The organism is Bacillus sp. LR_5, from assembly GCF_042709275.1.
Genome location: NZ_JAVAXX010000012.1, coordinates 14,437 through 30,499, shown reverse-complemented (window position 1 = coordinate 30,499; position 16,063 = coordinate 14,437). Strand labels below are relative to the sequence as shown.

The following is a 16,063-nucleotide window of genomic DNA, read 5'->3' as shown; positions in this document are numbered from 1 at the left end:
GTTTTACTCACACGGTGGGGAGTGATAGAAATGCCAAGCTTTTATGAAAAACCGCTGTTTCGGTATCCCATCTATGCATTGATTGCTCTGTCAATCATTACAATCCTCATCAGCTTTTATTTTAACTGGATATTAGGAACCGTCGAAGTACTGCTGCTCGCAGTTATTTTGTTTTTTATTAAACGTGCTGATTCTCTTATTCGAAAAGAGATTGATGCTTATATTTCTACGTTATCCTACAGGTTGAAAAAAGTCGGTGAAGAGGCATTGATGGAAATGCCGATCGGCATCATGCTTTTTAATGACCAATATTATATAGAATGGGCAAATCCGTTTCTTTCTTCTTGCTTTAATGAAAGCACATTAGTGGGGAGGTCCCTTTACGATACTTGTGAGTCGGTTGTACCGCTCATCAAACAAGAGGTGGAATCGGAAACGGTTACATTGAATGACCGTAAGTTTAAGGTTGTCATCAAACGGGATGAGCGCCTGCTGTATTTCTTTGATGTAACGGAACAAATCCAGATTGAAAAGCTATACGAAAACGAAAGAACCGTGCTGGCATATATTTTCCTTGATAACTATGATGATGTGACCCAAGGATTGGATGACCAGACGAGAAGCACGATGAACAGCCAGGTAACATCTTTGCTGAACGCCTGGGCGCAGGAGTACGGGATCTTCCTGAAAAGGACGTCTTCAGAACGCTTTATTGCTGTACTTAATGAACACATCTTAACTGAACTCGAAAATTCGAAGTTTTCGATTCTAGATGAGGTGCGGGAAAAAACCTCATTTGACGGTGTAGCACTGACGTTAAGCGTTGGTGTCGGGGCTTCAGTCTCCTCGCTGAAAGAACTTGGCGATTTGGCGCAATCCAGCTTGGACTTAGCGTTGGGACGCGGCGGAGACCAAGTAGCCATTAAGCTGCCGAACGGCAAGGTGAAGTTTTACGGAGGTAAAACAAACCCGATGGAGAAACGAACAAGGGTGCGGGCCCGCGTCATTTCTCATGCCTTAAAGGAAATCGTCTCTGAAAGCAGCAATGTGATTATCATGGGGCATAAATTCCCTGACATGGATTCTATCGGCGCAGCGATCGGGATTTTAAAGGTGGCTCAGGCAAATAACAAAGATGGTTTTATTGTCATTGATCCAAATCAAATCGGATCAAGTGTGCAGCGTTTGATTGAGGAAATCAAAAAATATGAAGAGCTGTGGTCAAGGTTTATTACGCCTGAAGAAGCGATGGAAATCTCCAATGATGACACGCTGCTTGTGATCGTTGATACACATAAACCGTCACTTGTTATGGAGGAACGGCTGGTCAATAAAATTGAACATATCGTGGTCATCGACCATCACCGCAGGGGTGAGGAGTTTATCAGAGACCCGCTGCTCGTTTATATGGAGCCGTACGCTTCTTCGACAGCGGAATTGGTGACAGAGCTGCTTGAATATCAGCCGAAGCGCTTAAAAATCAATATGATTGAAGCAACAGCCCTATTAGCTGGTATAATAGTGGATACAAAGAGCTTTTCTCTCCGCACGGGCTCGCGGACTTTTGATGCGGCTTCTTATTTAAGGGCAAAAGGCGCCGACACGGTGCTTGTGCAGAAGTTCCTGAAAGAAACCGTTGATTCCTATATTAAACGGGCGAAGCTGATCCAGCATACAGCCCTCTATAAAGAGAACATTGCGATTGCTTCTCTTCCTGAAAATGAGGAGGAATACTTCGATCAAGTGCTCATTGCGCAGGCGGCCGATTCGCTGCTGTCGATGAGTGAAGTTGAGGCTTCATTTGCGGTGGCGAGACGGGATGAACAAACCGTTTGTATCAGTGCGCGGTCACTTGGCGAGGTCAATGTTCAGATCATCATGGAGGCGCTGGAAGGCGGAGGGCATTTAACAAATGCGGCGACTCAGTTGTCCGGCATTTCAGTTTCTGAAGCGCTGGAACGGCTGAAGCACGCCATAGATGAGTATTTTGAGGGAGGCGTACAGAGATGAAGGTTATTTTCTTACAAGATGTAAAAGGAAAAGGAAAAAAAGGCGAAGTCAAAAACGTAGCAGACGGTTATGCGCATAACTTTCTAATTAAAAAAGGCCTCGCGGTTGAAGCGAACGCGTCAAACATCAGCGCGCTGAACGGACAAAAACAAAAAGAGAAAAAAGAAGCTATTGCCGAGCTTGAGCAAGCGAAGAGCTTAAAAGAAACATTAGAAAAACTGACAGTTGAGCTCAGCGCGAAATCAGGGGAAGGCGGCCGTTTATTTGGTTCTGTGACAAGCAAGCAAATTACTGAACAGCTCCAAAAAGACCATAAGATTAAAGTAGATAAGCGGAAGCTTGAACTGCCGGACGGCATTCGTGCATTAGGATATACAAACGTGCCTGTGAAGCTGCATCCTGAGGTGCAGGCTGTGTTAAAGGTACATGTGAAAGAAGAAGTTTAATAGAAAAGAGGCTTGGAGCAATCCAAGCCTCTTTTTTTATTCCACGAGATAAAGAGTTTGCTGGCTTTCTCCGCCAGGTCCTCCTCTCATGCTTTGCAGGCTGCTGTTTGTGCTGCTGGAAGAACTGCTATATTCGTCAGATGTTATTTCTTTTCCGTTTTTCTTAATCCAGGAAACAAGTTCGCTGTTGCCTGAGTTATTTCCTGACAGAAGGAAGTATTTTACTTTACCTTCTTTGACCAGTTTTTTCAGTTCGGACACAGTCAGAATTGGATCTGTGCCGTTAAATCCGCCCATTGCCATAACAGATTCATTTTCATTAATGATGTATGGCGCAGCCGTTACGGTTGTCAAAGTAGCAAATAGATACTCTTCGCCGGTATTATGCTTTCTCAGATAGGACAGGAGTCCGGTGTCGACCTCTGAAGAGAACATGTTTCCGCCGTTTGCTGAGCTTTTAAGCTGCGGGCCGGATTCAGGAAGGACGCTGTTGCCTCCGTATAGAAGCGGCGTTGCTGACCAGTAGACTGGTGTGAGCAGCAGAACACATAAGCTGATGATCGTCAGCTGCTTGCTGAATGGATGGCTGCGTTTAAGCATCAGAAGCGCAAGGGTGATGACGAATCCTAAGAGTCCCAGTACGTACAGCCATACACTGCCGATTTGGCTTGTATAAGCGCTCAGAATATAAACCTGGAACGCGGCTGTGATTAGAACGGCTGCCGGCAGAAGATAGCTGGCCCAGTCTTTATTGTTTTTGTATAAACGGTACATTGTGTACCATCCGATACCGGAAAGTGCGGCAATCGGAGGTGCCAGCATAATTAAATAATACTGGTGGAAGAATCCTGCAACGCTGAAGAAACCAGCTACAGGGACGAGCCATGCCGTCCAGAATAGCGTTTCTTTCATTTCAGCAGCCTGTCCGCGGCGATCACGGTACCAGCTGACGATTCCGCCCAGCAATCCGATCAATGCGAATGGAAGCATCCAGCTGATTTGGCCGGAAAGTGACGATTGGAAGAGACGAAGCGGTCCTGCATCGCCGGTGCCGAACATATTCATGCTTTTTCCGCCGCTACCGCCAGGTCCTCCATTTCCGCCGCCAGGCCCGCCGTTTCCAGTTCCGTTGCCTGTTGGAGGTGTGCCTCCGCCTCCATTTAAAGCGCCGTTTTGTCCGCTAGGCGGCTGAGGCCCCTGTGAATTGTTACCGAATGATTGATTGCCGTTTTGATTGGCGGCACTTCCGTCAGACTTGCTGTTTCCGTCAGAAGATGATCCGTTGCTGTTTGGCGGTTGCATGGTGCTATGATTCTGCATGTTACGGCCGCCAGCGGCATTCATATCACTCCTTGCAAGGCCGGTGGTTTGTCCAAGCAGCCGCTCTGTGCCGTTGTAGCCGAAGGCCAGTTCTAACACTGAGTTGGTCTGGCTGCTTCCTACATAAGGCCGGCTGGAGGATGAGGTCGAATCCACCACAACCGCCCATGAGAGGGAAAGGCCTGTCAGTAGGACAAGAGACAGAATCAGAGACCCGATTTTTTTCTTCAGAGAAACCTGAGATGCAATCAGGTAGAATAACACAAATGCAGGCAATACCATAAACGCTTGCATCATCTTCATATTAAAGGCGAGTCCTATCAGGGCAAATGCCGTCAGCAGCCAAACCAGCTTGCCTTGTTTCACGGCCCGAAGCAGGCAAGCTGAACCGAGCAATAAGGTAAAGACAAGCATGCTGTCAATATTGTTTGTCCGGCTGACGGCTACTGCGATAGGTGTCAGAGCCATGACAAGTGCGGCAATGCGGGCCGTTCCAATTCCAAAAGTCGGTTTGATCATTCTGTAGAGAAGGAATACAGATCCAACTCCAGCGAGAGCCTGGGGAATGATTACACTCCATGTGTGAACGCCGAGAATCAGTGCGAAAATCGTTTGAATCCATAACACAACAGGCGGCTTATCTACTGTCACAAATCCAGAAGGGTCAAATGACGCATAAAAGAAATTGTGGAAGCTTTGCGTCATGCTTTTCACAGCCGCCAAATAGTATTGGTTCGCTGTGTCATCCTGCCAAATGTTATACGCATTCAGAAAAGCCGCTGTAAGCAAAATGAGAATAAGGACTACGTCGAATCGTTTGGTTTTCATCGTTTTTCACCTCTTTATGGTGTTTAATTGTAAAAAACAAATATGAAAAACTTATGAATAAACCATAAATATTCGAAGAATTTCAAAGAAAAAAGCGGAGATATCTTCCCCGCTTTTTATGCTGAGTTTCTTTGTTTCGCTGACTGAAGAATGTATCGATCTCGTCCGGCTCCCAGTCCGGCTGCTCCCATTACGATCAGGGCAGCAATAAGAAGCACAATCGGTGTTGTCCATGAATGTGTCTGGTCAAATAGATAGCCGACAAAGATTGGACCGACGGCTGCAAGCAGATAGCCGAATGACTGAGACATGCCTGACAGCGCAGCGGCCTGCTGTGCATTTTCACTGCGGAGACCGATAAGAGCGAGTGCCAAACTAATGCTGGAGCCTTGTCCGATACCGATAATCACCATCCAGATGGCAAGCATTGTATGGCTGCCGCCCGCTAATAATCCGCATAGGCCGATCAGATAGACTGCGGCCAGCGCCGCAACGATAACGCGCTGCTGTTTCACACGGTCAGCTAAAACCGGTGTCAGAAAAGTGGAAGGCAGACTCGCAAATTGCATGAGTGACACCATCCATCCGGCTGTTGATGTATCAATCCCGTGTGAACGGAGAATTTCAGGAAACCAAGCGATGCTGCTGTAAAATAAAAATGATTGCAGTCCCATAAAGATGGTGACAAACCATGCCATTTTGGAAGCCCAAATGGAACTGTTTTGAAGCTTCACCGCCTTGTTTGCTGTATCCCGGTGGCGCAGCTGAGGTATCCAGATCAGCAATGCAAGTAACGCCAGCCCGCCCCATAAGAGAAAGGCTTGCTTCCAGCCGCCTCCCATTTGTGCCGCCAGGGGTACGCTGACCCCCGATGCCAAAGCAGCGAATATATTCATTGATGTCGTATACAGGCTGATCATGATTCCTGACTTTTCAGGGTATTTGTGTTTGATTAAGCTTGGCAATAGAACGTTTCCGATCGCAATTCCAACTCCGATGAGTGCCGTTCCGAAAAACAAAGCGGCAGTGTAGCCGGCAGAACGAATCAAAACGCCGATAAACAGTATCAGGAGACCAAGCCATAAGGTTCGCTCATTTCCGAGGCGCTGTCCGAGCTTAGGCGCAAGCGGAGAAAGAACTGCAAACGAAAGCAGCGGCAGTGCTGTCAAAAAACCGGCTGCCCCATTGGACATGTGCAGCTCTGCCCGGATAGAGCTGATGACCGGACCGACTGAAGTAATCGCGGGCCGTAAGTTAAACGCGATAAAGATAATGCCGGCGATCAGCCAAAACGATTGGATTTTTTTATTTTGTGGATGTGGCAAAGCAGTTACTCCTTTTTTCTAACATATACATCATATTATCCCGAAACAGGTAAGCAAGTATGTGAATGAAGGCTATGATTTGTCCTCTTTTTGCAATTCAGCCATTTTGGCAAGCAGAATATGCTGAGGCATATGCATGATCTGTTCAAGCGGCAGATTCAAGGACTCTGCAAGCTTTTGGGCAGTTTCAGCAGAAATTTGCAAAGGTCTCACAAAAGATCCCTCCTCTCTTCTGTCCATTGTACAAGAATCAGATGTGAAATGTAAGAAGATGTCACAAAGGAATGGAGCAATCCGTAAATGCCCGTTATAAAAGAGGAAAGGAGGGTTCTTATGCACGCACCGCTGTCATTATTAAAACAAATGCTGACTGAGCATCAGAAAGAAACTGAGAAAGCTGTCACCTTTGAGGAGTATATAGCTGTGAGGCTGAAACTTCAGGAGCTGATGGGGAAATTTGCTTCGTTCGAGGAGTGGGATCTGTATCAAAAAGCGGCGGATCTGATGATGCACACAAGCTTCCAATGGATGAAATAAGTCGATCCGCCAAAAACCCCCCGCTGCAGCGAAGGGTTTCATTCGTTAAAATGAGTATTCTTCTTCCACATTTTTAAACTGGTCATAAATCACAAGCTTTGCTGGACTGTTTTCTTCTGCCACCTGTTTGGCTTTTTCAATTGCGGCGTCTTTAGATGTATACAAAGCTGTCGGCGCCACATTCTCCACCTTAATAAACCAGCCGTCCGCATCAACATTAGGTGTAACTGCATATTTTTTCATCATCATTCATTCCTCCCTCAAGTTTTATTGCATTTTTCCCGCCTAGTTACTGTCCGAAACGATCCAATCGGCTAGCTGAAAAAAACAGGAAATAGACAATTTTTCTATTTTTTTTCTGCAGAAATGGTAGAATGGAGTTTGGAGATTTTTTAATGAGAGGACGGTGCTTAGCATGACAGACGTTCTGAATGATCGGCTTCCTCCGCAAAATATAGAAGCCGAACAAGCCGTGTTAGGCGCTATTTTTTTGCAGCCGTCTGCTTTAACACTGGCTTCAGAAGTATTGATTCCAGATGATTTCTATAGAATGTCCCACCAAAAAATCTATAATGCGATGCTGGTGCTCGGTGACCGAGGTGAACCGGTTGATCTAGTGACGGTAACGTCAGAGCTTGCGAATACAGACCTGCTGGAAGAAGTGGGTGGCATTTCGTATCTGACAGATATCGCAAACTCGGTGCCGACAGCGGCTAACATAGAATATTACGCGAAAATCGTAGAGGAAAAATCAATTCTTCGCCGATTAATCAGAACAGCGACAACCATCGCTCAAGACGGGTATACCCGTGAGGATGAGGTCGAGGATTTACTCAGTGAAGCTGAAAAAACGATTATGGAAGTGGCGCAGCGCAAAAACACGAGTGCCTTCCAAAATATTAAGGACGTCCTTGTCCAAACCTATGACAATATCGAACAGCTTCACAATCGAAAAGGCGATATTACGGGAATTCCGACAGGGTTTACAGAGCTTGACCGGATGACTGCCGGGTTCCAGCGCAACGACTTGATCATTGTGGCTGCCCGTCCGTCAGTGGGGAAAACGGCCTTTGCCCTGAATATCGCACAAAACGTGGCGACCAAGACCGACGAAAGCGTAGCGATTTTCAGTCTTGAGATGGGTGCAGAGCAGCTCGTTATGCGTATGCTCTGTGCCGAAGGAAACATCAATGCCCAAAATCTTCGTACCGGTAACCTGACGGAAGAGGATTGGGGCAAGCTTACGATGGCGATGGGAAGCCTGTCAAACAGCGGGATTTACATCGATGATACACCGGGTATCCGCGTGAGTGAAATCCGAGCCAAGTGCCGCCGCTTGAAGCAGGAAAGCGGTCTCGGCATGATTTTGATCGACTACCTGCAATTGATTCAGGGAAGCGGACGTTCAAAGGATAACCGTCAGCAGGAAGTATCAGAAATTTCCCGTGAACTGAAGGCGATCGCCAGGGAGCTGCAAGTCCCTGTTATCGCGCTTTCTCAGCTTTCCCGGGGCGTTGAGCAGCGTCAGGATAAGCGTCCGATGATGTCTGATATCCGGGAATCAGGAAGTATCGAGCAGGACGCGGATATTGTCGCGTTCCTTTATCGTGATGACTACTATGACAAAGAAACCGAGAATAAAAATATTATCGAAATCATTATTGCCAAACAGCGTAACGGCCCGGTAGGAACCGTGTCTCTTGCGTTCGTAAAAGAATACAATAAATTCGTCAACCTGGAACGGCGTTTTGATGACGCCGGTGTTCCGCCCGGCGCATAAACCCCAAGAGGCTGATCTTGGGGTTTTTTCATTCGAAAGATGGAAAAAATACCGTTCGCTCAGCGGATGTAAATTTGAAAGCGTTTTAATAAAATGGTGCAAAAAGGAGATGGTAACATGGGAAACCCTTTTTCATATTTTCACGCAGCGCAAATCCGGATTGCGCGGCCTACAGGCCAGCTCAATAAGATCATTCGTTTTTACGAAGAGGGACTGGGCTTGAAACGAATTGGAGAATTTTCGCAGCATAACGGGTATGACGGTGTCATGTTCGGTCTCCCTCATGCCGATTATCATTTGGAATTCACCCAGTATGAGGGGGAAAGTACTGCTCCCGTTCCCCATCCCGACAGTCTCCTCGTTTTTTATGTGCCGAATGCAGATGAACTGACAGCGATCACTTCAAAGCTAAAACGCATGGGCTATCAAGAGGTTGAATCTGAGAACCCGTACTGGAGCCATGGAGGCGTGACGATAGAGGATCCGGACGGCTGGCGAGTCGTTTTTATGAATACAAAAGGGATATCAGGCTAGCAGCTCTTTTTCGTGCTAAAGGACAAAAGTTTCGCAAGCTTTTTATAGCGAAGCGATGAGAAAACGCTTATAAAATGAATGGAAGCGAACGAATATAGATTTACATTAATTTAATGTTCGGATTTACAATTGACTTTCTGTTTCTTCACTGATAAACTTGATTTGTTTGAATAGAATCGTTTTGAAAGGTTAACGGAGGTGCACGGACATGTCTTCAGTAGTTGTAGTAGGTACGCAATGGGGCGATGAAGGAAAAGGTAAAATTACAGATTTCCTATCAGAAAATGCAGAAGTGATCGCCCGTTATCAAGGCGGAAATAACGCAGGGCATACAATCAAGTTTGACGGAGTCACATACAAGCTTCACTTGATCCCGTCTGGAATTTTCTATAAGGATAAAACGTGTGTGATCGGAAACGGAATGGTTGTAGATCCAAAAGCATTAGTCACAGAGCTTGCGTATCTTCATGAGCGCAACGTCAGTACAGACAACCTGAGAATCAGCAACAGAGCTCACGTCATTCTGCCGTATCATTTGAAATTGGATGAAGTGGAAGAAGAGCGAAAAGGGGCTAACAAGATCGGCACAACGAAAAAAGGAATCGGCCCTGCTTATATGGATAAAGCAGCCCGCATCGGAATTCGCATTGCGGATCTGTTAGACCGTGACGCGTTTGCAGAAAAGCTTGAGCGCAATCTTGAAGAAAAAAACCGTCTGCTTGAGAAAATGTACGAGACAGAAGGGTTTAAAATTGAGGATATCTTAGACGAATATTATGAGTACGGCCAGCAGATTGAAAAATATGTCTGCGATACATCTGTTGTCTTAAATGATGCTCTTGATGAAGGGCGCCGTGTATTGTTTGAAGGCGCGCAAGGGGTTATGCTTGATATCGATCAAGGAACATACCCGTTTGTTACATCATCTAACCCGGTTGCCGGCGGTGTCACGATCGGTTCCGGTGTCGGCCCGACCAAAATTCAGCACGTTGTCGGTGTATCAAAAGCATATACGACTCGTGTCGGCGACGGTCCTTTCCCGACTGAGCTGAAAGATGAAATCGGCGATCAAATCCGTGAAGTCGGCCGCGAGTATGGAACAACAACAGGCCGTCCGCGCCGTGTTGGCTGGTTTGACAGCGTTGTTGTCCGCCACGCCCGCCGTGTGAGCGGAATTACGGATCTTTCTCTGAACTCAATCGACGTTTTAACAGGAATTGAAACGCTGAAAATCTGTGTGGCGTACCGCTACAAAGGCGAGATCATTGAAGAATTCCCAGCAAGTCTTAAAGCACTTGCGGAATGTGAGCCGGTATATGAAGAAATGCCAGGATGGACTGAGGATATCACAGGCGCGAAAAGCTTGAGCGAGCTTCCGGAAAACGCGCGTCACTATCTTGAGCGCGTGTCTCAGCTGACAGGCATTCCGCTTTCTATTTTCTCTGTCGGTCCAGACCGTTCACAGACAAATGTCCTTCGCAGCGTGTACCGTGCGAACTAAATAGAATTTGCTTATAAGCCCCTAATTCAGGGGCTTATTTTTTGTTTGAAAGCCGCATATAAGTTGGTCTGAGAAAAAAATATGAAAAAAACCAAAAAAGTTATTGCCACTTCTATTTGTTCGTGATATTATAAATCTCGTTGTTACGGAAACTGCTTCAATAGAGTACAAGATAGAACTTGTTCCAAGTCGTTTGCTCTATGGAAATTCCGACATCTTAAGAGCCATTAGCTCAGTTGGTAGAGCATCTGACTTTTAATCAGAGGGTCGAAGGTTCGAGTCCTTCATGGCTCACCATTTCGTAAAGGCCCGTTGGTCAAGCGGTTAAGACACCGCCCTTTCACGGCGGTAACACGGGTTCGAATCCCGTACGGGTCATTGATTTACTTTAGCGTTATTGCTAAATTCCTTATTTGTCTGCGAGGGCTGACACGACAGCTCTCGCGGCAAATTACTGTAAGGTCCGGTAGTTCAGTTGGTTAGAATGCCTGCCTGTCACGCAGGAGGTCGCGGGTTCGAGTCCCGTCCGGACCGCCATTTTACTTTACTTAGTAGAGAAAAATAAAACATTTGGCTCGGTAGCTCAGTTGGTAGAGCAACGGACTGAAAATCCGTGTGTCGGCGGTTCGATTCCGTCCCGAGCCACTTACCAAACGCATCTGCAATCGTAGGTGCGTTTTTTCTTTTAGGAAAAAGGCAAACATGAAGAGTGTTATAATAGAAGAAAAAGGGAGAACCGGCCCTGCGGCCGGTTCAAAGAAGAAGACGTCATTGATAAAGACGCACTCCGGTGAGGGGAGGTTTCAGTAAAGTTAACTATTTTAAAAAAAGTTGACCAGCATGACAAAAGATAAACAATGGGCGGATAAAGGTGAAATATGTGTTTTTTTCCAAACCTTTATTTTTTTTATCTTTTGACCTTAAACCGTTATAATAGACAAGGACCCATTGTTTACATGGGCCATAAATGATGAAACGAATGTTATATAGATGAAATGAAGTTATTCGGCAGGAGGAAAATCAAAATGATGGATAAAAAGATCCTTGTAGTAGATGATGAAAAACCGATTGCAGATATATTGGAATTTAACTTAAGAAAAGAAGGCTATGAAGTGCACTGTGCCCACGACGGAAACGAAGCCGTTGAAATGGTAGAAGAGCTTCAGCCTGATTTAATTCTTTTAGATATCATGCTTCCTAATAAAGACGGTGTTGAAGTGTGCCGTGAAGTCAGAAAGAAATACGATATGCCGATCATTATGCTGACGGCTAAGGATTCAGAAATTGACAAGGTCATCGGGCTTGAAATCGGTGCTGATGACTATGTCACAAAACCTTTCAGCACACGCGAGCTCCTGGCACGTGTAAAAGCGAACCTGCGCCGCCAGCTGACAACAGCGCCGGCGGAGGAAGAGCCGTCCTCTAACGAGATTCATATCGGCTCTCTCGTCATCTTCCCTGACGCGTACGTCGTATCAAAAAGAGATGAAACAATTGAGTTGACTCATCGTGAGTTCGAATTGCTTCATTATTTAGCAAAACATATCGGACAAGTGATGACCCGTGAACATTTGCTTCAAACTGTTTGGGGCTATGATTACTTCGGCGATGTCAGAACGGTTGACGTAACAGTCCGCCGGCTTCGTGAAAAAATCGAGGACAACCCGAGCCATCCAAATTGGATTGTCACACGCCGCGGCGTAGGTTATTACTTGAGAAACCCAGAACAGGACTAATGCCCCTATGAATAAGGTTGGTTTTTTTCGGTCGATCCAATTTAAGATTACCTTGATTTATGTGCTTTTGATTATCATTGCAATGCAAATCATTGGTGTATATTTTGTCAATCAGGTAGAGAAGTCGCTGATCAACTCGTATGAACAATCGTTGAATCAGCGAATCGACAACCTTTCTTACTATATCGAACAAGAATATAAAAGCGATAACGACAGCACTGTTATCAAGGATGATGTCAGCCGTATTTTGAATGACTTCACGAAAAGTGATGAGGTTCGGGAAATTAGTTTTGTAGATAAGAGCTATGAAGTGGTCGGTTCTTCAAAGCCGTATGGTGAGGAAGTGGCAGGGAAACAAACGACCGATCTGATCTTTAAAAGAATTTTTTCTACTAAACAATCGTATTTAAGAAAGTATTATGACCCGAAAAGCAAAATCAGAGTTCTCATTTCCGCGAAGCCCGTCATGACTGAAAACCAAGAGGTTGTCGGCGCGATCTATGTTGTCGCGAGTATGGAAGATGTCTTTAACCAAATGAAGACGATCAACACGATACTGGCATCCGGCACAGGTTTGGCACTTGTTTTGACGGCCCTTCTCGGTATTTTTCTGGCAAGAACCATTACCCATCCGCTTTCGGATATGAGAAAGCAGGCGATGGAGCTTGCGAAAGGGAATTTCTCGAGGAAGGTTAAAAAGTACGGGCATGATGAAATTGGGCAGCTCGCCACTACGTTTAATCACTTAACAAGAGAGCTTGAAGATGCCCAGGCGATGACAGAAGGAGAGCGCAGAAAGCTTGCCTCCGTTATTGCCTATATGACAGACGGCGTTATCGCCACAAACCGAAACGGAGCGATTATTCTCTTAAACAGCCCGGCGCTGGAGTTGTTGAACGTTTCACGTGAAACAGCCTTAGAAATGCCGATTACGAGCTTGCTGGGGATTCAAGAGAATTATACATTTGAAGATTTAGTGGAGCAGCAGGATTCTATGCTGCTTGAGATTGAGCGCGATGATCAACTAACGGTGCTTCGCGTGAATTTCTCTGTGATCCAAAGGGAACATGGCAAAATCGATGGTTTAATCGCTGTCATTTACGATGTAACCGAGCAAGAGAAAATGGATCAAGAACGCAGAGAATTCGTTGCGAATGTATCACACGAGCTGCGGACGCCGCTCACGACAATGCGCAGTTATTTAGAGGCGTTAGCTGAAGGCGCGTGGGAAAATAAAGACATTGCCCCGCGTTTCTTAATGGTGACGCAAAATGAAACAGAGCGTATGATCCGGCTTGTCAATGATCTGCTTCAGCTTTCGAAATTTGACAGCAAGGATTATCAATTTAACCGGGAATGGATTCAGATTGTCCGGTTTATGTCGCTTATTATTGACCGTTTTGAAATGACAAAAGAGCAGCATGTGGAATTTATCAGAAATCTGCCGGACAGAAATCTGTACGTCGAGATTGACCAGGATAAAATTACGCAGGTACTCGATAATATTATTTCCAACGCTTTAAAATACTCACCGGAAGGCGGACATGTCACATTCTCAATTGATGTCAATGAAGAGGAAGAACTCCTCTATATCAGCGTCAAGGATGAAGGGATTGGAATTCCGAAAAAGGATGTCGAAAAAGTCTTTGACCGCTTCTACAGGGTTGATAAAGCGAGAACGAGAAAGCTCGGCGGCACCGGTCTGGGATTGGCGATTGCCAGGGAAATGGTTCAGGCGCACGGCGGAGATATTTGGGCGGACAGCATAGAAGGAAAAGGCACGACGATTACATTTACTCTTCCATATAAAGAGGAACAAGAGGATGATTGGGATGAAGCGTGAAAATATAAAAACGATATTACTTACGGTACTCGTCATCATCAGTCTTGTGTTTACGTGGGGGATATGGACGTTCCAGCCAAACTTTTCTGAAGGCTCATCATCAACAGAGTCTACTGTGCGTGAGAAACATAAAATCGAAAAAAACACCCAAAAGTTGTCTGAAACGGTAAGGCCGAGGGACATGTTTATCCATGATGACGGCGCTCATTACAAAGTGGGTGATGAAACCCTCTATGAAGAAGTCTGGTCTGACTTGCCGCATTGGGATGTAAAAGGAATTAAAGATATTTCTGATCAGTATGACAAGGTTGGATTCAAGAGCTGGTTTTATGGAATAGGCGGTTATGAAGCGAAGCTTGATTTGCAATTCAATGACACGATTCCGATTGATATTTTCCAAACGCTGTTTAAATGGTCCAATCAATCGTTTGAATACAGTTCGTTTGATCATATTCTGATTCCGTTCAATGAAACAAAAGCGAACAAGAAAATTTATTTGGTGTCTTACAGCAAACAGCTCATTCTGGAAGTGACCGTTGAATCGGCAAACTACCGGAACATTATGAACGACTTGAAAAACAGGCAATCAAACATGCCGGCGTACAGTTTGTTCTCAATCGGCTCAAAGAAAGAGTTCCTGCTGCCGAACAAACCGCTTACGATGGACAAAAAAGAGTTTGTCACAGAATCAATTAAAACAAACACCTTTAAGCAGGCTTTGTTCAGCGATCCGAGCATTGTAAGGGAAGATTCGAATTACAACAACAGAAATGTGCTGACAGATGGGATCAGCCGTTTAGATGTAAATCTAAGCCAGCGCCAGGTGCAATTCCAGCAGCGCAATTTAGTCCAGAGCACCTCTTATCAAACAGGTGAGTTAATCAAAAAGAGCCAAAAATACCTAGAGGATACGGGAAGCTGGACGGATAACTATCAATTTTTCAATATCAATGACAGCCAGCAGCTGAGCTTCTATATCTTTATGGATCAGATGCCGGTCATTAACAGCATCGCCAAACCGTTCGGAGCGACATCGGCGATTACGGTGCAATGGGCGAACGATGATATTCTTAGTTATAAGCGGCCGAATTACAGTCTCGGAACGAATCCGATCAAAACAAGCGAGACAGAGCTGATGAGCGGCAGCGAAGTGAAGATGCTGCTTTCTAAACAAACCAAATATGATATGGACAAAATTGATCAGATCTTCCTTGCTTATCAATTGGTATCAACATCAACCAATGATGACCCTCTAGTTGAGCTTGAACCAGTTTGGGCGATGAAAATAAACGGAAAAATGGTGCCTATTACAAAGGACTTATTGACGAAGGAGGGGGCAAACAGTGGAGTGGAATAAGACAAAATCAATCTTCATCGTTGCCTTCCTCATTTTAGATATATTCTTAGGCTATCAGTTTTTTCAAAAATGGCAGGCTACCAGCAAAGAATATGAAGTCATTAAAAATGATGTCGAGCATGACATGAAGGCCGACCATATCACGTATGAAGGCCTGAATAAGGATGCAATAGAAGGCTACCGGATCACAGCAAATCAAAAGGCCTTTACCAAGGAGGAAATTGAGGCACTCAAGGATCAAAAGCCTTTGATGGACATGCCTAGTGATGATCATAAAGTAACGAGCCTGAAAATGAAGTTTACGAATCCGATCGCCCTATCAAAGAAGAATATCGAGGACGATGCCCAGGCACTTGTTTCTTCGAAAATCCAAGATGGTGAAAAATATAAGCTTTGGAAGGTTGACAAATCGAAGAAAGAAATTATTTTCTTCCAAACGTATGAAGGCGATTATATATACCAGAAGACCGATAATTCTTCTAATATGATCGGACAAGTGGTGTTGCACTTAAACGCTAAAAACGAGGTTGTGTCATACGATCAGACAACGCTCGAGACGTTCAAGCAAATTCAGAAAGAAAGCTTAATTACTGAAATGGATGCGGTTGAGCTATTGTACTATCAAAATCAATTAAAAGAATACAGCACTGTGAAGAGCTGTAAATTCGGCTACGTTGCACAATATCCGCTGACAAGTACGCAGGTGCTGGCGCCGGTATGGAGAATTACGGTCGAGTACGATAAAAAAGTGAACGGCGAGAAAAAGACAGTACAAGAGTATTTTACTGTGAATGCTTTGGAGAGTACGATTTTAGATACAGATCAATGAAAATAATGGAGTGAGAC

The 16,063-nt window shown here is 45.2% G+C and carries 14 protein-coding genes and 4 tRNA genes; 14 read left to right on the top strand and 4 right to left on the bottom strand.

Annotated features, from left to right (window positions below):
* Positions 1–30: 30 nt before the first annotated feature.
* Both gdpP and rplI read left to right on the top strand, forming a co-directional pair.
* Positions 31–2,010, top strand: coding sequence for a cyclic-di-AMP phosphodiesterase GdpP (gene gdpP / locus RAC86_RS04760; RefSeq protein ID WP_061187125.1), 1,980 nt, complete (start codon positions 31–33; stop codon positions 2,008–2,010).
* Entirely contained in the window at positions 2,007–2,456 is a 450-nt protein-coding gene (rplI, locus tag RAC86_RS04755) for a 50S ribosomal protein L9 (RefSeq protein ID WP_003219165.1), read from the top strand. Before gdpP ends, rplI begins: the two co-directional genes overlap by 4 nt.
* 36 nt (positions 2,457–2,492) lie before the next feature.
* Here the strand turns inward: rplI and RAC86_RS04750 are convergent, their stop codons facing one another.
* The 3 genes from RAC86_RS04750 to RAC86_RS04740 all read right to left on the bottom strand — a co-directional run bounded on the left by RAC86_RS04750 (position 2,493) and on the right by RAC86_RS04740 (position 6,142).
* Positions 2,493–4,604 carry an ArnT family glycosyltransferase gene (locus tag RAC86_RS04750; RefSeq protein ID WP_072565585.1) on the bottom strand — a complete coding sequence of 704 codons (2,112 nt, stop codon included), beginning with the start codon at positions 4,602–4,604 and terminating at the stop codon, positions 2,493–2,495.
* A 116-nt stretch (positions 4,605–4,720) separates the two neighbouring features.
* On the bottom strand, positions 4,721–5,929 hold the full coding sequence (locus RAC86_RS04745) for a CynX/NimT family MFS transporter (RefSeq protein ID WP_014115852.1): 1,209 nt from the start codon (positions 5,927–5,929) through the stop codon (positions 4,721–4,723).
* Between the two features lie 72 nt (positions 5,930–6,001).
* The gene (locus RAC86_RS04740; protein WP_003242786.1) at positions 6,002–6,142 is read right to left on the bottom strand and encodes a YycC family protein; all 141 of its coding nucleotides are present in this window, start codon (positions 6,140–6,142) and stop codon (positions 6,002–6,004) included.
* Between the two features lie 120 nt (positions 6,143–6,262).
* Here RAC86_RS04740 and RAC86_RS04735 point away from each other — a divergent pair, with 120 nt between their 5' ends.
* The gene (locus RAC86_RS04735) at positions 6,263–6,466 is read left to right on the top strand and encodes a hypothetical protein (RefSeq protein ID WP_014115851.1); all 204 of its coding nucleotides are present in this window, start codon (positions 6,263–6,265) and stop codon (positions 6,464–6,466) included.
* Positions 6,467–6,511: 45 nt separating this feature from the next.
* On the opposite strand, the gene RAC86_RS04730 is transcribed toward RAC86_RS04735, so the two are convergent.
* Positions 6,512–6,712 carry a DUF2188 domain-containing protein gene (locus tag RAC86_RS04730; protein ID WP_041521111.1) on the bottom strand — a complete coding sequence of 67 codons (201 nt, stop codon included), beginning with the start codon at positions 6,710–6,712 and terminating at the stop codon, positions 6,512–6,514.
* A 169-nt stretch (positions 6,713–6,881) separates the two neighbouring features.
* On the opposite strand from RAC86_RS04730, the gene dnaB reads away from it, so the two are divergent.
* The 11 genes from dnaB (at position 6,882) to walI (ending at position 16,046) form a co-directional block, all read left to right on the top strand.
* The gene (dnaB, locus tag RAC86_RS04725) at positions 6,882–8,246 is read left to right on the top strand and encodes a replicative DNA helicase (RefSeq protein WP_014115849.1); all 1,365 of its coding nucleotides are present in this window, start codon (positions 6,882–6,884) and stop codon (positions 8,244–8,246) included.
* Between the two features lie 117 nt (positions 8,247–8,363).
* A complete protein-coding gene (locus RAC86_RS04720; RefSeq protein WP_072565584.1) occupies positions 8,364–8,780 on the top strand; it encodes a VOC family protein in 417 nt (138 codons plus the stop codon).
* Positions 8,781–8,988: 208 nt separating this feature from the next.
* Positions 8,989–10,281 carry an adenylosuccinate synthase gene (purA, locus tag RAC86_RS04715; protein WP_072565583.1) on the top strand — a complete coding sequence of 431 codons (1,293 nt, stop codon included), beginning with the start codon at positions 8,989–8,991 and terminating at the stop codon, positions 10,279–10,281.
* A 221-nt stretch (positions 10,282–10,502) separates the two neighbouring features.
* A tRNA-Lys gene (locus RAC86_RS04710) sits at positions 10,503–10,578 on the top strand.
* A gap of 9 nt (positions 10,579–10,587) precedes the next feature.
* Positions 10,588–10,659, top strand: a tRNA-Glu gene (locus tag RAC86_RS04705).
* 82 nt (positions 10,660–10,741) lie between these two features.
* Positions 10,742–10,818: transfer RNA gene (locus RAC86_RS04700), tRNA-Asp, on the top strand.
* A gap of 35 nt (positions 10,819–10,853) precedes the next feature.
* Positions 10,854–10,926, top strand: a tRNA-Phe gene (locus tag RAC86_RS04695).
* Positions 10,927–11,309: 383 nt separating this feature from the next.
* Entirely contained in the window at positions 11,310–12,017 is a 708-nt protein-coding gene (gene walR, locus RAC86_RS04690; protein ID WP_003244363.1) for a cell wall metabolism DNA-binding response regulator WalR, read from the top strand.
* Between the two features lie 7 nt (positions 12,018–12,024).
* Positions 12,025–13,860 carry a cell wall metabolism sensor histidine kinase WalK gene (gene walK, locus RAC86_RS04685; RefSeq protein WP_064815423.1) on the top strand — a complete coding sequence of 612 codons (1,836 nt, stop codon included), beginning with the start codon at positions 12,025–12,027 and terminating at the stop codon, positions 13,858–13,860.
* Complete coding sequence (gene walH, locus RAC86_RS04680; RefSeq protein WP_072566796.1) at positions 13,850–15,217, top strand: WalRK two-component regulatory system regulator WalH; 1,368 nt, start codon at positions 13,850–13,852, stop codon at positions 15,215–15,217. The genes walK and walH overlap by 11 nt, the downstream gene beginning before the upstream one ends.
* The gene (walI, locus tag RAC86_RS04675) at positions 15,204–16,046 is read left to right on the top strand and encodes a WalRK two-component regulatory system regulator WalI (RefSeq protein ID WP_014115843.1); all 843 of its coding nucleotides are present in this window, start codon (positions 15,204–15,206) and stop codon (positions 16,044–16,046) included. The genes walH and walI overlap by 14 nt, the downstream gene beginning before the upstream one ends.
* The last annotated feature ends 17 nt before the right edge of the window (positions 16,047–16,063 follow it).